The organism is Amycolatopsis sp. TNS106, assembly GCF_019330265.1.
GTDB classification, from domain to species: Bacteria; Actinomycetota; Actinomycetes; order Mycobacteriales; family Pseudonocardiaceae; genus Amycolatopsis; species Amycolatopsis lurida.
On record NZ_CP024972.1, the window covers coordinates 6,539,709 to 6,557,311 of the forward strand.

Sequence of the window (17,603 nt, forward strand, 5' to 3'; positions counted from 1 at the left end):
GGATCATGTTCGAGGGTTTCGAGCTTGCGAACGTCGACACCGGCGAAGTGACCTTCAGGGTCCGCCACGGCGGATCGGGCGCACCCGTCGTGCTTCTGCACGGACATCCCCGCACCCACACCACCTGGTACGACGTCGCGCCAAGGCTCGCGGACGCGTTCACCGTCGTCTGCCCGGATCTCCCCGGCTATGGCCAGTCCTCGAAACCCGAGACCACCGAAGACCACTCCGCGCACTCGAAACGCGCCATGGCCAGGCATGTCGTCGCGCTCATGCGGCATCTCGGCCACGAACGGTTCGCCGTGGTCGGGCACGATCGCGGCAGCTACGTGGCGCACCGGCTGGCCATGGACCACCCCGAAGCGGTCACCAAGCTGGTCGTCCTCGACGGCGTCCCGATCGGTGAAGCGCTCACCCGCGCGGACGCCAAGTTCGCGCGGGAATGGTGGCACTGGTTCTTCTTCGGCCAGCTCGCGAAACCCGCCGAGCGCGTGATCAACGCGGACCCGGACGCCTGGTACGGCGGCGATCCCGAGGCGATGGGCGCGGAGAACCACGCCGACTTCCTGCGCGCGATCCACGATCCCGAGACGGTCCACGCGATGCTGGAGGACTACCGCGCCGGCCTCGGGCCCGACCGCGAAGCCGACGACGCCGACAAGGCGGCCGGGCGGAAGGTCGGTTGCCCGATGCTCATGCTGTGGTCCAGCCGCGACGACATGGCCGAGCTGTACGGCGACCCGATCGCGGTGTGGCGCGAATGGGCCGACGACGTCCGCGGTTTCGCGATCGAGTCCGGGCACCACGTGGCCGAGGAGAACCCGGCCGACCTCGCGGCCGCGCTGCGGGAGTTCCTGGGCTGAGCGGGTACCGCCGCCTTCGCTCCTGACCTAGGCGAACTTGTTCAGCGCCGCGGTCAGTTCCGTCAGCTGCGGCGTGAAGCGCTGGTACGAGAACGGAGTCTCGTTGTTCCAGGGGATCAGCTTCCCGGCCTTCACCGCGGGCAGCTGGGCCCAGGTCGGCACGCCGCCGAGCCCGTCCGGGCCGAGCGAGAGCGACCCCCCGCGGTTGTCGTACATGATCACGTCGGCGGTGTACTTGCCGATGTTCTCCCAGCTGATCTGCTGGTAGTAACCGCCCTGGCTCGCGTCCGGCGCCTCGGGGAGGACGAAGTTCATCCCCTTGTTCTGATAGTGCCTAGAGGTCGCGAACGACGGCGGATTCGCGATGTAGACGGTGTCCTTCTGCGCGGAGATCAGGAGGACCTTCAGCCCGGAGGCCTTCTTGATCGCGTCACCGAGCGCGGCGTCGGCCTTCTCGTACTCGGCCTTCGCGGCCTGGATCGCCGGAGTTTCCGTGTCGGCCCCGAGCGCCTTCGCCAGCGCGATGAACTTCGCGATCCCCTCCGGCATCGCGAGCCCCTGCAGCCGGACGCCGACACTGGGCGCGGCCTTGTCGATCTTCTCCGTCTGCGTGTCCGGGATGTACCACATCTGGTCCTTCAGGTACATCACGCTGACCAGCAACTGCGGGTTCAGCGAGACGAACTTGTCGAAGTTGAACTCGTTGTAGACGTTCCCGAGCGAGGTCACCGCGTTCAGGTCGACGCCGCCAGCCTGCGGATCCGGTTTGCCGTCGGCGAACTTCGACGGGCCGAAGATCCCGATCGACTTCACGCCGAGGTCCCACAGCGCCGCCGCGGCGGTCACCTGCGCGACGATCCGGGTCGGCCGCTCGCCTTCGAGCTTGCGGCCGCGGTCGTCGGTGAACGACCAGGTCGCGCCCGCTCCCTGCGTGGGGGCCTCTTCCTGGTAGCCGCAGGCGGTCAGGAGGCCGGTCGCGCCGAGCGCCGCGGTGCCGGCGAGGAAGCCGCGTCGAGAGAGGTGCATGGAGGATCTTCTTTCACCGAGGGACCGAAGTTCGGCGTTAGGCTAGCCTTCCCTTATCGTGAACGCCATGGTCCAGGTCACGGAGCGCGTCAGATCACCGAGGACCAGCGTTTCCGTGCGAACGCTGGTCCTGACGGGGTCGCTCGCAGCGCTCGCCGCGGTCATCCTGCTGTCGATCGGCTTCGGCTCGAACCGCCTGTCCCTCGGCGAAGTCCTGCACGCGCTCTTCGCCTACGACGGCAGCTACACCGACGTCGTCGTCCGCGACGATCGCCTCCCTCGCACGGTGCTCGGCGTCCTGGTCGGGATGGCGCTCGCGCTGGCGGGCTCGCTCATGCAGGCGATCACCCGCAACCCGGTCGCGGAACCCGGTCTGCTCGGCATCAACCACGGCGCCGCCGTCGCGATCGTCCTCGGCTCCGCGGTGTTCTCGGTGACTTCGCCCGGCGAGTACGTCTGGTTCGCCTTCGCGGGGGCGCTCGCGGGAACCGCGCTGGTCTCGGTGATCGGCGGGACGCGCGGCGCCACGAGCCCGCTGCGGCTGGTCCTGGCCGGCGTCGCCGTCCAGGCGGTGTTCGTCGGCATCAACCAGGGCATGCAGATGGTCGATACGCACAACCTGCAGGCCATGCGGTTCTGGCTGGTCGGCTCGCTGGTCAACCGGAACGCCGACCAGTTGACCGTGCTGCTGCCGTTCTTCGTCGCGGGTGTGGTCATCGCGATCGTGCTGGCCCGGGCGCTGAACGCGCTGGCGCTGGGTGAGGACACGGCCCGCGGTCTCGGCGCGAATCCGGCGCTCGTCCGCGCCGCCGGGATGGTCGCCGTCGGGTTGCTTTCGGCGTCGGCGACCGCGGCCTGCGGGCCGATCGCCTTCGTCGGCCTGATGATCCCGCACGTCGTCCGGACGCTGATCGGCCAGGACGAGCGCTGGGTGATGTCGCTGTCGGCGCTGCTCGGACCGGTACTGCTGCTCGGCTGCGACGTCCTCGGCCGTCTGCTCGGTTCGCCAGGGGAGATCCAGGTCGGCGTGATGACCGACGTCGTCGGCGGGATCGCGTTCGTGATCGTGGCGCGCCGGCTCAAGGCGGTGCGCCGATGACCTCGCTCGTGCGTCGTGAGTCCTGTTTGGACAGACGATCGCTGATCGTCATCGCCGCGCTGACCTTGGTGGTCCTGGCGCTCGTCGTGCTTTCGGTCGGCACGGGCGACTACGAGATGAGCCCCCGTGAAGTGCTCGCGACCCTGGCAGGCCAAGGGACGAAGGCGCAGTACCTGGTCGTCATGGGACGGCTTCCGCGCGTGCTGGTCGCGATCCTCGTCGGCGCCGCACTCGCGCTGGCCGGGGCGATCTTCCAGACGATCACCCGTAATCCGCTCGGCAGCCCGGACATCATCGGCTTCACCACCGGTTCGGCGACCGGCGGCATCGTGACCCTGCTGCTCTTCGGCTCCGGCCCCGGCCTCGTCTCGTTCGGTGCGCTGGGAGGCGGCCTGCTGACCGCGCTGGTCGTGATGGCGTTGTGCGCACCGCACGGCCTGCTGAGTTCGCGGCTGGTGCTGCTCGGGATCGCCGTCAGCGCGGTGCTGGTCGGGGTGAACTCGTACCTGCTGGTGAAGGCGAACCTCGAAGCCGCCGCGCAGGCTGTCGGCTGGCTGGTCGGCGACCTCTCCGGCCGAGACTGGAGCTACTTCGTGCCGCTCGCGGTCGCGATGGCGGTGTTCGTCCCGATCGTGTTCGCGCACGGCCGCGCGCTGCGCATGCTGGAGATGGGCGACGACACCGCCACCGGTATCGGCGTCGACGTCCACCGGGTACGGCTGACCCTGGTGCTGGTCGCGGTCGCGCTGGTCGCCGCCGCCACCGCGGCGACCGGGCCGCTCCCGTTCATCGCGCTCGCGGCGCCTCAGCTGGCGCGCCGGATGACGCGTCTGCCGGGGCCCAATCTGGCGGCGTCGGCCTTCGTCGGGGCGACGCTGGTCGTCGCGGCGGACTACCTCGGCCAGCGTCTGCTGGAGTTCTCGCTGCTGCCAGCGGGCGTCGTCGCGGCGGCCCTCGGCGGCGCGTACCTGCTCTGGCTGTTGCTCCGGCGGCGCGTCTAGGTCAGCCGGGTCAGCTGCACCGAGACGTCCAAAGTGGACTGGCCGCCACCGGTGAAGATGCCCTTGAGCGGAGGCACGTCGGCGTAGTCGCGGCCATAGGCGACCCAGACGTGCCGCGGTCCGACCGGGATCGCGTTCGTCGGGTCGTAGGCCCACCAGCCGCCGGTCCAGACGTCGACCCAGGCGTGGCTTTCGCCTTCGACCGTCTCGCCGAGCTTCGCCTCCGGTTTCGTGTGCAGGTACCCGGAGACGTACCGCGCCGGGACGCCGATCGCGCGCAGCATCACCAGCGTGACATGCGCGAAGTCCTGGCAGACCCCTTCGCGCGCACGCCACGCGTCGGTCGCCGTGCTGTGCACGCCGGTCGTCCCCGGCTGGTACTTGAGCTGCTTGTTGACCCATTCGCAGACCGCGAGCACGGCCTCCGCCGGCTCGAGCCCCTTCCGCAGTTCGCGCGCGACCTTCGTCAGCTCCGGGTCGCGGGGCGTGTACGGCGTCGGCGTCAGGTACTCGGTGCGGTGGTCGACGACGGTGTCGCTCCGCAGGTCCCTCCACGTCGCCGAGCGGACCGGCTCGCCTTCGTCGGCGGTCTCGACCACCGACGTCGCGAGCACGGTGAACTCAGTGTGCGGCGCGTGAAGGTCGAACGACGTCACGACGGTGCCCCAGTAGTCCGTGTACCGGTAGGCGCGGGTCGCGGGCGTCGTCTCGACCCGGTTCACGACCGTGGTCTGCCGCCGGTCGGAGCGCGGGGTCAGCCGCGCCTCGTTGTACGACTGCGTGGCCGGCGTCGCGTACCGGTATCCGGTCCGGTGGGCCACCCGAAGCTGCCAGGTCACAGCGAAACCTCCGCACCGCTCCAGGCCACCCAAGGCGACGAATGGAAGTACTGCACCGAAACCGCGTCGCCGATGTCCTTGATCGAAGTCTGCAGGGCGCCGAGCCGCTTCGGCAGGTCCTCCAGCAGGTCCGACGGCCGCAGGAACTCCAGCTCGCTGCGCGCGCGGCCCAGCTGCCGCAGCGCCTCGGACTTCTCGTTGGCCCTCGAATTGACGCCGGGGTCCAGCCGCTCCAGGCATTCCTCGGCCTGCCGCAGCGCGTGGAACACCGAACGCGGGAAGAGCGTGTCCCGCAACAGGAACTGCACGACGCGGCCGGCGTCGAGCGCGCCGCGATAGGTCCGCAGGTAGGTGTCCTGCGCGCCAGCCGAACGGAGCACCGTGATCCAGCCGGGTGACGACGCGCTGTCCTGGACCCGCGAGAGCAGCAGCCGCACCACCATGTCCGCACGTTCGACCGACCTGCCGAGCACCATGAACAGCCAGCCGTCGTCGCGGCTCATCGTGGAATCCGCGAGCCCGGCGAACATCGCCGCCCGTTCCTCCACAAAGGACAGGAAGGCGTGCGGGCCGGCGCGGCGCGCGTACCGCTGCCTGTCCGGCACCGCGTTCCACGTCGCGTTCAGGCATTCCCACAGCTCGGTCGAAACGACCTCGCGGGCGCCGCGCGTGTTCTCCCGGGCGGAGTTGATCGAACCGACGATCGACGCGGGATTGTCCTTGGCGTAGGCGACCAGTTCGGTCAGCTTCCACACGTCGAGCGTGTCCATGCCCTCCGGTGAGATGCCGAGGACGGCGAGCAGTTGGCGGCTCGCGTGGTCCGGGTCGACGCTCGCGTCTTCGAGCAGCTGGTGCACGGAGACGTTGAGGATCCGGGAGGTGTCATCGGCGCGTTCGACGTACCGGCCGATCCAGTACAGCGATTCCGCGTTGCGGGCGAGCACATCAACCTCCCTTATGCCTGTTGCTGCTGCTGTTGCTGGGTGGTGGTCAGCTCGGGGCCCTGCTCGGCGACCAGACCGTCCACTTGGGACAGCGCACCGAGCGCGGGCCGTTCCAGTTCCCGTTCCGCGGTCGAGGACCGCGTCGCCAGTACCCAGGTGTCCTTCGAGCCGCCGCCCTGCGACGAGTTGACCACCAGGCTGCCCTCCGGGAGCGCGACCCTGGTCAGCCCGCCCGGCAGCACGAAGATCTCCTTGCCGTCGTTGACCGCGAACGGGCGGAGGTCGACGTGCCGAGGCGCCAGCCTGTCGTCCACTTTGGACGGAACGGTGGACAGCTGGACCACCGGCTGCGCGATCCAGCCGCGTTTGTGCGCCCGGACCTTGCGTTTGAGCGCGGTCAGCTCGGCAGGCGTCGCCTCCGGGCCGAACACGATGCCATAGCCGCCCGAACCTTCGACCGGTTTGATCACCAGCTCGTCCATGTGCTGCATGACGTGGTCGAACTCGTCCGGCAGCCAGCACCGGAAGGTGTCCACGTTGGGCAGCAGAGGCTTTTCGTTGAGGTAGTACTTCACCATCTCGGGCACGTAGGTGTAGACGAGCTTGTCGTCGCCGACGCCGTTGCCGACCGCGTTGGCGATCACCACGTTGCCCGCGCGCGCCGCGTTCAGGACCCCGGCCACGCCGAGCACGGAATCCGGCCGGTAGTGCACCGGATCGAGGAACTCGTCGTCGATCCGCCGGTAGATGACGTCGACCTGCCGTTCGCCCTCGGTGGTGCGCAGGTAGACGACGTTGTCACGGCAGAACATGTCGCGGCCTTCGACCAGTTCGACCCCCATCAGCCGGGCCAGCAGCGAATGCTCGAAGTAGGCGGAGTTGTGCACGCCGGGTGTGAGCACGACGACCATCGGGTCGGCGACGTTCGCCGCGGCCGCCGCCCGCAGCGCGCGCAGCAGATGCGAGGCGTAATCGCCGACCGGGCGGACCCGGTGCTGGGCGAACAGGTCCGGGAACACGCGCGCCATCGTGCGGCGGTTCTCCATCACGTACGACACGCCGGACGGGTTGCGGAGGTTGTCCTCCAGCACCCGGAAGGTGCCCTCCTCGTCCCGCACCAGGTCCACACCGGACACATGGATGCGGACGCCGTTGGGCGGGTTGATCCCGAACGCCTCGCGCTGGAAATGCTCACACGAGGTGATCAGCCGCCGCGGGAGCACGCCGTCGCGCAGGATCTGCCGGTCGCCGTACACATCGGCGAGGAACGCTTCGAGCGCGCGAACCCGTTGCGCCACACCGCGTTCGAGTTTGCTCCATTCGGCGGAGGTGATCACGCGCGGCACCAGGTCGAGCGGGAACGGACGCTCCTGGCCGGACAGCGAGAACGTGATGCCCTGGTCCACCATGGCCCGGTCGATCGCCGCCGACCGGGACGAGAGGTCGGCCGACGTCAGCGCGGAGATCGATTCGTACAGCGCCCGGTACGGCTGGCGGACCGTGCCGTCGGCCATGAACATCTCGTCGTACGCGCCCGAGTGCGGCCGGGACGGCGAGAGATAGCCGTCGAACTGCGCCCCGGGTTTCGCCGCGCGTCGCGCCGACGTCGTCGTCCGAGGGCGGCGGCCCGCAGGTGGGAGCCGCGGCGCCGAGTTGTTGTTCATGGTCGCCATACTCGCTCACCCTGCCATGCCGGCGCGATACCTCATGCAACGCCCGTGACGGCCGAAACGGCGCTGTAACGTCGTAGTGCTGTGCTTGCCGCCGGATGAGTGGCAATATGCGTGCTCTCGACACATGGGAACTACGAGGAGTGACGACGTGGCTCGATTCAAAGCGCTCGCCCTGATCCCGGCGCTCGCCCTGGCCGCGGGTGCGCTGTCCGCGTGCGGCGAGGAAGGCGGAACCGCGGCCGGCGGCGTCCAGCTCGTCGCGTCCGGCAAGGTCACCACCTGCACGCACCTGCCCTACCAGCCCTTCCAGGTCAAGCAGGGTGACAAGATCGTCGGTTTCGACGTCGACCTGGTCGACCTGGTCGGCAAGAAGCTGGGGGTCGAGCAGAGCATCGTCGACATCGCCTTCGAAACCATCGAGTCCGGCGAAGCGATGAACACCGGGCAATGCGACCTCGCCGCCGCGGGGATGACGATCACCGACAAGCGCAAGGAGAAGTTCGACTTCTCCGACCCGTACTTCGAGGCGACCCAGGCGCTGCTGGTCAAGACCGGTTCGCCGATCAAGGACCTGTCCAACGTCGCGGGCAAGAAGATCGGTGTCCAGTCGGCCACCACCGGCGCCGACTACGCCAAGGAGAAGGCCGCCGGCGCCGAGATCGTCACCTTCGACGACCTCGCGCTGCTGGAGCAGGCCGTCAAGAACGGCACGGTCGACGCGGGCGTCAACGACAACGGCGTGCTCTACGACTTCGCGAAAACGAACCCGGACACGACGGTCGTCACCGAGTTCAAGACGAACGAGTTCTACGGCATCGGCGTGAAGAAGGGCAACAGCGCCCTCCTCGGCAAGATCAACGAGGTGCTCAAGGCCTCCGCGGCGGACGGCTCGTACGCGCAGATCTACCAGAAGTGGTTCGGCAAGGCGCCGACCTGGCAGCCGGGCGGTGCCGCCTAGCACTAGTTTGAAGCCGCCCTGTGGCCGGTGCCCACGCACCGGCCACAGGCTTGTCGCCACCTGTTTGAGGAGAGAAATGGCTCTGAGCCGCCGCCAGCGACGTTCGGCCTTCCGGACCGGGCAGTACGTCCTGCTGCTGGTGATCGTCATCGTGCTCGCGCTGCTGGCCGACTGGAGCCGGATCGGCAAGGCGTTCTTCGACCTCGAAGTCGCCGCCAAGCAGTTCCCGGACGTCATCACCGTCGCACTGAAGAACACCATCGTCTTCACCGCGCTGGGCTTCGCGCTCGGCCTCGGGCTGGGCCTGCTGCTCGCCCTGATGAGACTTTCCTCGGTCGGCCCGTACCGCTGGTTCGCGCGCGGGTACATCGAGTTCTTCCGCGGCCTGCCCGCGCTGCTGATCTTCCTCGCCGTCGGCATCGGCGTGCCGACCGCGTTCGACACGACCCTGCCGCGCAACGTCGCGATCATGCTGGCACTGGGCATCGTGTCGTCCGCCTACATGGCGGAAACCATCCGCGCCGGGATCCAGGCGGTGCCGCGCGGACAGGTCGAGGCCGCGCGTTCGCTCGGTATGTCACCCGCTCGCACGATGATCACCGTCGTGATCCCGCAGGCGTTCCGGATCATCCTGCCGCCGCTGGCCAACGAGCTGATCATGCTGACGAAGGACTCGTCGCTGGCGTTCCTGCTCGGCACCACCCCGGCGCAGCAGGAACTCGCGCAGTTCAGCCGCCAGGCACTGCTCGAGGCCAAGGGATTGACCCCGATCGTCGTCGCCGGTCTGTGCTACCTGGTCATCACCATCCCGCTGTCGATCCTGCAGCAGCGGCTAGAGAAGAAATACGGAGCCGGAGTGCCCGGCGGAGGAACGGTATGAGCACCCAGACGATCGTCGAGGTTTCGGGACTGCACAAGGCGTTCGGCGAGCTCGAGGTGCTCAAGGGCATCGACCTGACGGTCCAGCGGGGCCAGGTCGTCTGCATCATCGGCCCGTCGGGCTCGGGCAAATCGACGCTCCTGCGCTGCGTCAACCTCCTCGAGGAACCACAGCAGGGCAAGATCGTCGTCAACGGCAGCGAGATCACCGACCCGGACGTCGACATCGACGGCGCCCGCACGAAGATCGGCATGGTCTTCCAGTCGTTCAACCTCTTTTCACACCTGAGCGTGCTCGACAACCTCACCGTCGCGCAGCGCAAGGTGTTGAAGCGCGGCAAGGACGAGGCGGTGCGCATCGCGCGGGAAAACCTCGCGAAGGTCGGGCTGGCGGAGAAGGAGTCTTCGCTGCCGACGCAGCTTTCCGGCGGGCAGCAGCAGCGCGTCGCGATCGCCAGGGCGCTGTCGATGGACCCCGACGTCATGCTGTTCGACGAACCGACCTCGGCGCTGGACCCCGAACTGGTCGGCGACGTCCTCGCGGTCATGCGGCAGCTCGCGCAGGAGGGCATGACGATGCTCGTCGTCACACACGAAATGCAGTTCGCCCGCGAGGTGGCCGACATCGTGCTGTTCATGGACGGCGGCGTCGTCGTCGAGCAGGGCGCGCCGGACCAGGTGATCGGGGACCCGCAGGAGGAACGCACGAAGACGTTCCTCTCACGGGTCCTGAACCCGAACCACCAGGGTTAGCGTCCTCGGAGCTGCGACTCCAGCTGGACGACCTTCGCGACGATTTCGTGCGGCCCGGCGCCCATGAGGCTCACCCAGCCCTTGGCGTCCGGGCCGAACACGACGCGGCCCTGATCGGTGTCCATCCAGCCCGGTGGTCTCTCGACGCGTTTCCGGTTGCCGCCGCCGTCACGGATGGCGACGTAAAGCCTGCCGAAGAAGGTATGCGGCGACCGGATCCACTGGAGGATCTTCTTGGCGTCACGGACGCTCGGGCCGCCGCCGGTCAGCGTTTCGCCCTTCATCAGAACCTGCAGGTCGTCTTCCGAACAGTTCAGGGACGGTGTGCGCGCGGCGGGGGCCTCGGGGAGCAGACCGGTGAAATCCTGCGCCAGCGTGTCCGGCCGCGTCGGTGTCAGGTAGACGACCTTGTCGACCAAGACGACCGTGACCGCTTCCCGGCCGCTGCCCGCGGCGCGAACGGTCCGCTCACGGCCCTCGGACTTCACCCACGAGTAGTACTCCACCGCCGGCCGCTGCAGAAACCGCAGCGTGTCAAGGAATTCGTCGTCGATCCGGCCACGGGTGAGCAGACCTTGTCCGTCCAATTCGGACTGTGCGGTCGCCGCGAGCTCGCGGCGTTCCTCGGGCAGGTACCACTGCGCGCCGCGGACGAGCGTCGGATGGATGTCGCCGAGATTGTGGTGGTCCAGCAGGGTTTCGTAGGTCTGGAGCGTCAGCTCGACGGGTTTCCGCAGCACGATTACGCGCCGATCACCGGCGGAACCGGCTTGTCCCCGTCGTAGCCGCCGAAGAGGGTGTCGCCGTCCTCTTCCTGCAGCGTGATCTTGCGCTGGTGCTCTTCGTCCTCGCCGCCCTTGCCCTTGCCGGCACCGGCGCCCATCCCGCCGCCACCCATGCCAGGCGCGCCGGGGCGTCCCGCCGCCGCGGGCCCTCCCGCCGGTGTACCGCGCATCGCACCTTCGCCAGGCATACCGGCGCCGACGCCGCGGCCGGGCCCCATACTCCCCGGCCCACCCGTCGAGCCGCCTGGCCCGAACCCTCCGCCGGGCCCGAAACCGCCGCTGAACCCACCCGAACCCGGGCCGAAACCGCTACCGCCACCAGGTCCAGGGCCGCCTGGGCCTGGCCCGAAGCTCGGCGGGCGGTGGTCGCCGGGCCGCACCTGCGTCCCTCGGTCCCACTGGGACAGCTCGGTTCGATCGTTCGGCTGCGGCGAAGGCAGCGGTCGCGGAACCTGCGGAATCCTCGGCGGCTGCGGGACCTGCGGCGGCCTCGGCGCCTGATAACCCTCGGCGCCCGGAGGCGCGCTGTACGAACTCGGCCCGCCGGTATACCCCCCGGGGCCACTGTGCCGCCCGGAGTCGCCGGGCCCGCCGCTGAACCCGCTGACCTTGGTCTGACCAGGATCGACCGGATCCGGCGTGATCGGCCCGGACGAGACGTTCGGATCGTGCGCGGCCGGATAGGCCGGCGCGAGCGACTGCTGCCGCGGCTGAGTGCTCTGGTAATACGGCTCGTAGATCTCGACGTTGTGCTTCGTGTCCGCGTCGAACTTCGCCGCCGCGATCTCGTCGTCACTCGCGCCGATGGACAAGACGTCCTCGGGCCCGCTGTCCCCCGCGCGCTCCTTCTCGACCGGACGGACATTGCCACGCGTGTAATGGAAAGAGGCGTTCTGATCGAACATCGACTGGCGAGCGCGATCCATGTTCTCGCCCGCGATCTTGGAGGTCGCGATGAGCGGCGCCAGGCCCGCTACGCCGCTGTCGGCGGCCTTGCCCTTCCAGAAGGAACTGAGCGCGGTTTGGCTGTTCTCCATCGCCTTGCTGATGTCCTCGTGGATCACCAACAGCTTGTGGGAGGCCACTTGCGCCGCGTCGAGCCGCTTCGTGGTCTGGGGGTTGGCGTTGAGCTTCTCGAAGATCTCCCAGCCGCTGTAGGTCATTGCGCCGCCTTGAGATGCTGAATCGCGTACGTACCCAGTTTGGTGGCCATGCCACACGGATCAGACCGGTTCGGGTTACTGGTCCCAGGTGTCGCGATGATCGTGTACATGAGGTCGTTGCGGACACCGACGGCCAGATTGCAGACATAGCTGCGTTCGCCGCCGTTGGCGAAGACCACAGACGGATACCCGTCGATCGGTTCCGACGGCTTGAAGGTAGTGAGGCCGCTGCCCTGTGCGTTCAACGCGTACAGGTGACTCAGGCCGTCACGTTCGCCGGTGTTCATGCCCGCACTGATCGTGCCCAGCCCGTTGGCGAAGACCCAGGTGCAGACCTTGCCGGAGGACAGTTCTTCCACGCGGGATCGGTCCACCGCGCCCCCGCCGAACGCTTGTACCTGGTCGTTCTTCACGACGCTGCAAGGATCGGCTTCGGCGGCAGCGGTGTCGAGAGGCTGATCGATGTTCGGCGCACCGGCCCGCGGTAGCGAACTCGCCTGGCCGGCGGGGGACGAGGGCGCTGGTGTGGTCGGGTTGCCGTTGTTGGAATCGCTGCATGCGCTGACGAGCAACGCTGCTGTCGCCAAAACCAAAAGGGCCGAACGCGATCCCATTCAAACTGCCTTTCCGACGTCGCGGATAGCGTCCAAAGCGGCTTGGTCCTGCCGCTGGTACGCGTCACGGATTTGCCTCAACGTATCCACATAGGCAGTGGTGTAGTCCACCGCGCTGCGGAGAAACTCCTGGTAGGCGGCGCCGGACGCGTTGGCCTTGGCTACGTATCCCTCGCTGCCCACCTCTGTACCCATGGCATCGATCCCGGTGAGGAACGTCGCCTCGGTATTGGCACGGCTGTAGTCATTGTCCAGACTGTCCTGGAGCGCCTTGATGACCTTGTCCATGGCTGCCGGGTCGAACTCCCAGCCGTTGTTAGCCGAAGCGGCCGCGAAGTCCGCTTTCGCCTGGCCACTGCCGAGTTTGGTGTATTGATCCGGGTCAGCCGGAGGTGGCGCAGCAGTTGCACCGGAGATCATCCCCGCACCCGGCGGCGGTGCCTGCGGCGGCGTGGTGTTCAGCTGGTCGTAGACCCCTCGAGGGCCGCTTCCCGGTCTGGTCATGTCGTGCCTCCCCGCACGGGCCGCGATGGGGCGCGACCTACCCGTAGTTCCCTACCGACTCCAACCGGTGACGATAGCAGCAGGTAAACCGGTGATCAGCACCTTCGTGAAGATCGCCATCGAAAGATGGGTCGCTCGATCCGATCTGGTGCACTTCGTCCCGGATGACCATTTTGGCTGGCCGGATCGCAGGGCTTGGGAGGAGACAGACGCGCTATCCCCTCCGAATGAAGCGAGTCGTCGGCGAGCTAAGCGCCGGCGAGGTTCGTGATCGCCGCTGCCGCGACCTTGGTCGCCATCCCGCATGGGTCCGAGTAGGAAGGATGGTGGTCGGTCAGGCGCGGGATGACGGTGTTGACGAGGTCATCTCGAACACCGACGGATCGACCGGCTTGAAGGTGGTGAGGCCACCAGTTGCGTTCTGTGCATAGAGGGCACTTAGACCGTCCTTGTTCCCAGTGACGAGACCAGCGCTGAGGGTGTTCGGCGCTTCCTGGAAGATCCAGGCGCAGGCGTTCCCCATGGTCAGGTCGTCGACTCGCGTCCTCTTGATCTTTCCGCCGATCGCCTCGATCTCGGTGGTGGGGATGGCGCTGCACGGGTCAGCCTCGACGGTCGCCGTGGCGGCGATCGGTTTCGTCACCGCCGGTGCTCCATCGGACGGAAGCCGCGGCGAAGACGGCGAACTCGTCGGGCTGCCAGCTACCTGTGTGCCGCAACCACCGCTCAAGAGCGATGCTGCCGCCGCCAAGACCAAGAAACGCTTCATCTCGTGCTCCCCGCACGGGCCCCGAAGGGCGCGACCTACCCGTAGTCATCACCGACTGCGGTGCGTGACCGTAGCAGCGAACCGCTGAACCGGCGGCCGATCCGGCCAAGATCACCACCCCGAACCCGAACGGCCTGGTCCGGAACCCCGGACGGCCGTTCTGCCGTCGTACCCCGTGGCAGGTTCCGGTCTGATGTCCTGGGCCACTTGCGAATCCCGTGTGTGATCGGCTTCGCTGGTGCCCGAGGAACGACGGGGGAGGGAACGAAACGATGCCGGGTTTTCGGCGCAACAACGGGCCGCGCGATCCGGGGGAAGGCGACCAGAACGGCGACACGTCGCTGCCACCGCTCGATCCGTTCGATCCCAACCCCGACAAGCGGTACGAGGTCCCGGCGTCCGAGCTGATGAAGCCGGGTACGACGGGGCTGCTCCGCTGGCGTCGTCAGGCGACCAACGCGCCGATCGTGCAGGTCGAGGACGCGTACATCACCGGGACGCTCGATCTGCGCGCGGCCGACATCAAGTACCTGTTCCGGTTCGAGCGGTGCAGGTTCGAGCATCCGCCGGACGTCCGTGAGGCGCATCTGCTCGGGCTCGTGTTCCGCAAATGCTGGCTGCCCGGGCTCAAGGCGCGCAACCTCCGCACCCGCAACGACGTCCGCCTCATCCGCAGTGTCGTGCACGTCGACGCCGAGCACGAAATCGAGGAGACGACGGTCCAGCGCGGTGACGATCGCGAGCGCGGGATGCCGAACGCGGCGGTCAACCTCACCGACGCGGTCATCGAGGGCTCGGTCGTGCTGACCCGCACGGTGATCACGCATCCGCGCGGCAAGGCGATCCAGGCCGACCGGGTCAACATCGTCGGCGCGTTGCTGGCGTATCGGTTGGTGGCCAACGGGGAAGTCCGCATCCCCGGCATGCGCGCCGGCGGTAACGTCAACTTCTCCGGCGCGACGCTGAACAACCGGGACGGCTTCGCGCTCAACGGGAACGGGATCCACATCGGCGGCAGCCTGTTGTGCGAGGTGGACAACTACGGGCCCGCCGCGCAGCGGAAACGCTTCTCCGCCAGCGGGATCATGTTCCTGCCGAGCGCCACTGTGGACAGTGACATCATCTTCCGCGAGGCGAGGCTTTCGGTGAACCAGTCCGGGCCGATCGTCGTCGACGCGTGGAAGTCGAACGATCCCTACATCGATCCGCGGCCGGCGCTGGTCGCGGATCGCTCGACGGTCAAGGGAAACCTCGAGCTGAGCGACGGGATGCAGGCGACCGGGACGCTGCGGATGGTCAACGCCAGGATCGGCGGTTCGCTGCGGCTGGCCGGTGCCGAGGTCCAGGTCGTCCGCGGGCAGACCATTCCCTACTACGACCGCGCGATCCACCTCGACGGGACCACCATCGGCGGCGACCTGGAGGCGACGAGCCTGCGGGTGCCGTCCGGGCAGTTGCGCATGGCCGACATCACCGTCGGCGGCAACGTGCTGGCGTGGAACTCGATGTTCCTCCACCCGCGCCGCGACGTATTTTCCGCGCGGCGCGCGAAGATCGCGGGCAATTTCCAGCTCACCGACGCGACCGTCCAGGGCACCTTGCGGTTGCAGGGCGCCGAAATCGGCGGCAGCGTGAACCTCTTCGGCACGAGTTTGACCGAGCCGGGCGCCCGCACGCGCACCAGTTACTCGCTGGACGTCCGCACCGCGCGGATCGGCCGGGACCTGATCCTCACCGAGAACAAGGAGCGCCCGTTCGTCGCGCAGGGCGGGGTCAACCTCGACGGCGCACAGGTCGCCCGGCGCGTCGACTTCCGCGGCGCGCGGCTGGGTTCCCTGCCGCAGCACGGGATCGCGCTCGACGGCAGTGATGTCTCGGCCGACGAATTCCTGCTCACGCCCGGTGTCCCGCCGGACGGCCGGATCGTGCTGCGGCGCGCGCATTGCGGGACACTGGGCGACAACGAGGCGTTCTGGGCGTCGACGACCGGCATCGAGCTGGAGGATTTCCGGTACGACGCACTGCAAGAGGACATCGCGCTCGACGACGACCGGGCGATCGACCATCGGATCGCGTTGCTGCGCAAGGCGATGGACGGTTACCGCCCGGGGCCCTACGACCAGCTGGCGGCGACGCTGCGCGCGTCCGGTAACGAAGAGCACGCCTCCACGGTGCTGCTGAAGAAGCAGCAGTTCCGGTACGAGGCGCTCGCGAAGGGCTTCAAGTTCTTCGGGCCCGGCGTGCACGTGTGGAGCTGGTTGCAGCGGTCGATGGTCGGCTACGGCTTCCGGCCGGTGCGCGCGCTGGGCTGGCTGCTGACGCTGCTCGTGTTGGGAAGCCTGTGGTTCGGGCTCGGCGTCGACGACTGCATCACGAATCCGAAGCTCACGGTGAGCGGGCCGCGGTGCCTGGTCAACCAGGACGACACCGGGCTGCAGTGGAATCCGGTGCTCTACACGATCGACCTCCTGGTCCCGATCGTCGACTTCGGCAACAAGTCGCGCTGGTACATGCACGGCATGGACAACTGGGTCGCGGCCGGGTTCACCGCCTCGGGCTGGGTGCTGGCGACGACGGTGGCGGCCGGCATAAGCCGCATGCTCCGCCGCGACAACTGAGGGTATTTCACATACCCTCAGTACGGAGGTATGTGATGACGCAGCGCAGCGCCACCGGCAAGATCGCGATCGCCGCCCCGCCCGAGAAGGTGTACGCCCTGGTCAGCGACCCGGGCGCCCTCGCGGACATGGCCGAAGAGTACGAAGGACACCGCTGGGTCGGTGCGGCGAAGGAGCCCGCCGTCGGCGCCCGGTTCCGCGGCCGCAACCGCCGCGGGATCCGTCGCTGGAGCACCCTCTCGACGATCACCGACGCCGACGAGGGCAAACGGTTCGCGTTCGAGGTGACCACGTTCGCCGGTCTCCCCGTCGCGCGCTGGCAGTACGACATCGAGGCGACGGCTGACGGTTGCGTGGCCGTCGAAAGCACGTGGGACCGGCGGCCGGGCTGGCTACGCGGGCCGACGTCGCTGTTCACCGGGGTCTGGAAGCGGGACGACGCCAACCGCGCGAACATCGCCGCGACGCTGGCCAGGCTGAAGGCCGCCGCCGAGTCCGCTCACTCCACGAACCGCGACCAGAACTCGATCTGACGCGGCCCGCCGGGCGGCGGCGGGCCCAAGGGCTGGTCACAGAAGTCGTGCCGCAGGTATCCCCGCAGGTCGTAGCCGTAGTAGACGATGTCGGTCTGATACACCGAAAGCACCGGATATCCCGAGCTCCCGGCGATCCCGGGCAGATACCGGTGCCCGCAGACCGGCACGAGCTGAGGGGCGCACGCCAGCTGCGAGCGGGCCCGCGAAAGCGCGTCGGCGAGGTCGATCGGGCGCATGCCCCAGTCCGACGGCCAGAAGCCGTTGTGTTCGACGTCGTACAGCACCCCGTCGACCGGCCAGTCCAGGCGTTTCCGCAGCTGGTCGGGGTTGCCGCAGCGCCAGTCCGGCCAGCGGTCGCCGATCGGCACCCCGGCGGAGAGGAAAGTGCGGTGGTCGGCGGCGAACCGGAAGCCGAAGCGGGCTTCGACGTCGTCGAGCTCGGCCTCGCTCAACCCGGGACGCACGGGTTCGGCCAAGCTCGCCTGGAGGTCGTGTGCCTCCTCGATGGTGAAGGCGTGCTCAACAGTGGACATGTGTTCGAGCCTAAATTGCGCACCGCGAAGACGCCTTCCCTTTTAA

18 protein-coding genes are annotated in these 17,603 nt (G+C 68.2%); 8 read left to right on the forward strand and 10 right to left on the reverse strand.

The genetic code is table 11. The annotated features are described in order from the left end of the window. Positions 1–5 precede the first annotated feature (5 nt). A complete protein-coding gene (locus CVV72_RS29930; RefSeq protein ID WP_219154214.1) occupies positions 6–863 on the forward strand; it encodes an alpha/beta fold hydrolase in 858 nt (285 codons plus the stop codon). A gap of 27 nt (positions 864–890) precedes the next feature. Here the strand turns inward: CVV72_RS29930 and CVV72_RS29935 are convergent, their stop codons facing one another. Continuing rightward, on the reverse strand, positions 891–1,889 hold the full coding sequence (locus CVV72_RS29935) for an ABC transporter substrate-binding protein (RefSeq protein WP_219147040.1): 999 nt from the start codon (positions 1,887–1,889) through the stop codon (positions 891–893). Between the two features lie 115 nt (positions 1,890–2,004). Here CVV72_RS29935 and CVV72_RS29940 point away from each other — a divergent pair, with 115 nt between their 5' ends. Together CVV72_RS29940 and CVV72_RS29945 are read left to right on the forward strand one after the other, a co-directional pair. Further along, positions 2,005–2,988 carry an iron ABC transporter permease gene (locus tag CVV72_RS29940; protein ID WP_219147041.1) on the forward strand — a complete coding sequence of 328 codons (984 nt, stop codon included), beginning with the start codon at positions 2,005–2,007 and terminating at the stop codon, positions 2,986–2,988. Continuing rightward, on the forward strand, positions 2,985–3,989 hold the full coding sequence (locus CVV72_RS29945; RefSeq protein ID WP_219147042.1) for an iron chelate uptake ABC transporter family permease subunit: 1,005 nt from the start codon (positions 2,985–2,987) through the stop codon (positions 3,987–3,989). The genes CVV72_RS29940 and CVV72_RS29945 overlap by 4 nt, the downstream gene beginning before the upstream one ends. On the opposite strand, the gene CVV72_RS29950 is transcribed toward CVV72_RS29945, so the two are convergent. Genes CVV72_RS29950 through CVV72_RS29960 form a run of 3 tightly spaced genes read right to left on the reverse strand, consistent with a single transcriptional unit; the run spans position 3,986 to position 7,445 of the window. Next, positions 3,986–4,828: a transglutaminase family protein gene (locus CVV72_RS29950; RefSeq protein WP_219147043.1), complete on the reverse strand. Its 843-nt coding sequence runs from the start codon at positions 4,826–4,828 to the stop codon at positions 3,986–3,988. The genes CVV72_RS29945 and CVV72_RS29950 overlap by 4 nt on opposite strands. Further along, on the reverse strand, positions 4,825–5,772 hold the full coding sequence (locus tag CVV72_RS29955) for an alpha-E domain-containing protein (RefSeq protein ID WP_125679481.1): 948 nt from the start codon (positions 5,770–5,772) through the stop codon (positions 4,825–4,827). The genes CVV72_RS29950 and CVV72_RS29955 overlap by 4 nt, the downstream gene beginning before the upstream one ends. Positions 5,773–5,783: 11 nt before the next feature. Beyond that, entirely contained in the window at positions 5,784–7,445 is a 1,662-nt protein-coding gene (locus tag CVV72_RS29960; protein WP_219147044.1) for a circularly permuted type 2 ATP-grasp protein, read from the reverse strand. Positions 7,446–7,593: 148 nt separating this feature from the next. Between CVV72_RS29960 and CVV72_RS29965 the strand changes: the two genes are divergently transcribed. The 3 genes from CVV72_RS29965 to CVV72_RS29975 all read left to right on the forward strand — a co-directional run bounded on the left by CVV72_RS29965 (position 7,594) and on the right by CVV72_RS29975 (position 10,035). Further along, positions 7,594–8,403 carry a basic amino acid ABC transporter substrate-binding protein gene (locus CVV72_RS29965; RefSeq protein WP_219147045.1) on the forward strand — a complete coding sequence of 270 codons (810 nt, stop codon included), beginning with the start codon at positions 7,594–7,596 and terminating at the stop codon, positions 8,401–8,403. A gap of 76 nt (positions 8,404–8,479) precedes the next feature. After that, positions 8,480–9,283 carry an amino acid ABC transporter permease gene (locus CVV72_RS29970; RefSeq protein ID WP_016338198.1) on the forward strand — a complete coding sequence of 268 codons (804 nt, stop codon included), beginning with the start codon at positions 8,480–8,482 and terminating at the stop codon, positions 9,281–9,283. Next, positions 9,280–10,035, forward strand: a complete 756-nt coding sequence (locus CVV72_RS29975; protein ID WP_034314132.1) for an amino acid ABC transporter ATP-binding protein — start codon at positions 9,280–9,282, stop codon at positions 10,033–10,035. Before CVV72_RS29970 ends, CVV72_RS29975 begins: the two co-directional genes overlap by 4 nt. Here the strand turns inward: CVV72_RS29975 and CVV72_RS29980 are convergent. The 5 genes from CVV72_RS29980 to CVV72_RS30000 all read right to left on the reverse strand — a co-directional run bounded on the left by CVV72_RS29980 (position 10,032) and on the right by CVV72_RS30000 (position 13,870). After that, entirely contained in the window at positions 10,032–10,775 is a 744-nt protein-coding gene (locus CVV72_RS29980; RefSeq protein WP_219147046.1) for an ESX secretion-associated protein EspG, read from the reverse strand. The two genes, CVV72_RS29975 and CVV72_RS29980, sit on opposite strands and share 4 nt — an antisense overlap. Before the next feature lie 2 nt (positions 10,776–10,777). Then, complete coding sequence (locus CVV72_RS29985) at positions 10,778–11,983, reverse strand: hypothetical protein (protein ID WP_219147048.1); 1,206 nt, start codon at positions 11,981–11,983, stop codon at positions 10,778–10,780. After that, on the reverse strand, positions 11,980–12,597 hold the full coding sequence (locus tag CVV72_RS29990; protein WP_219147049.1) for a DUF3558 domain-containing protein: 618 nt from the start codon (positions 12,595–12,597) through the stop codon (positions 11,980–11,982). Before CVV72_RS29990 ends, CVV72_RS29985 begins: the two co-directional genes overlap by 4 nt. Beyond that, positions 12,598–13,101 carry a hypothetical protein gene (locus tag CVV72_RS29995; RefSeq protein ID WP_219147051.1) on the reverse strand — a complete coding sequence of 168 codons (504 nt, stop codon included), beginning with the start codon at positions 13,099–13,101 and terminating at the stop codon, positions 12,598–12,600. 334 nt (positions 13,102–13,435) lie between these two features. Further along, positions 13,436–13,870, reverse strand: a complete 435-nt coding sequence (locus tag CVV72_RS30000) for a DUF3558 family protein (protein ID WP_255632304.1) — start codon at positions 13,868–13,870, stop codon at positions 13,436–13,438. Between the two features lie 272 nt (positions 13,871–14,142). Between CVV72_RS30000 and CVV72_RS30005 the strand changes: the two genes are divergently transcribed. Then, positions 14,143–16,488, forward strand: coding sequence for an oxidoreductase (locus CVV72_RS30005; protein WP_219147053.1), 2,346 nt, complete (start codon positions 14,143–14,145; stop codon positions 16,486–16,488). A 35-nt stretch (positions 16,489–16,523) separates the two neighbouring features. After that, positions 16,524–17,021 (forward strand): SRPBCC family protein, encoded by a 498-nt coding sequence (locus tag CVV72_RS30010; protein ID WP_219147055.1) that lies wholly within the window; start codon positions 16,524–16,526, stop codon positions 17,019–17,021. On the opposite strand, the gene CVV72_RS30015 is transcribed toward CVV72_RS30010, so the two are convergent. Beyond that, a complete protein-coding gene (locus CVV72_RS30015) occupies positions 16,988–17,557 on the reverse strand; it encodes a hypothetical protein (protein WP_219147057.1) in 570 nt (189 codons plus the stop codon). The genes CVV72_RS30010 and CVV72_RS30015 overlap by 34 nt on opposite strands. Between the last annotated feature and the right edge of the window lie 46 nt (positions 17,558–17,603).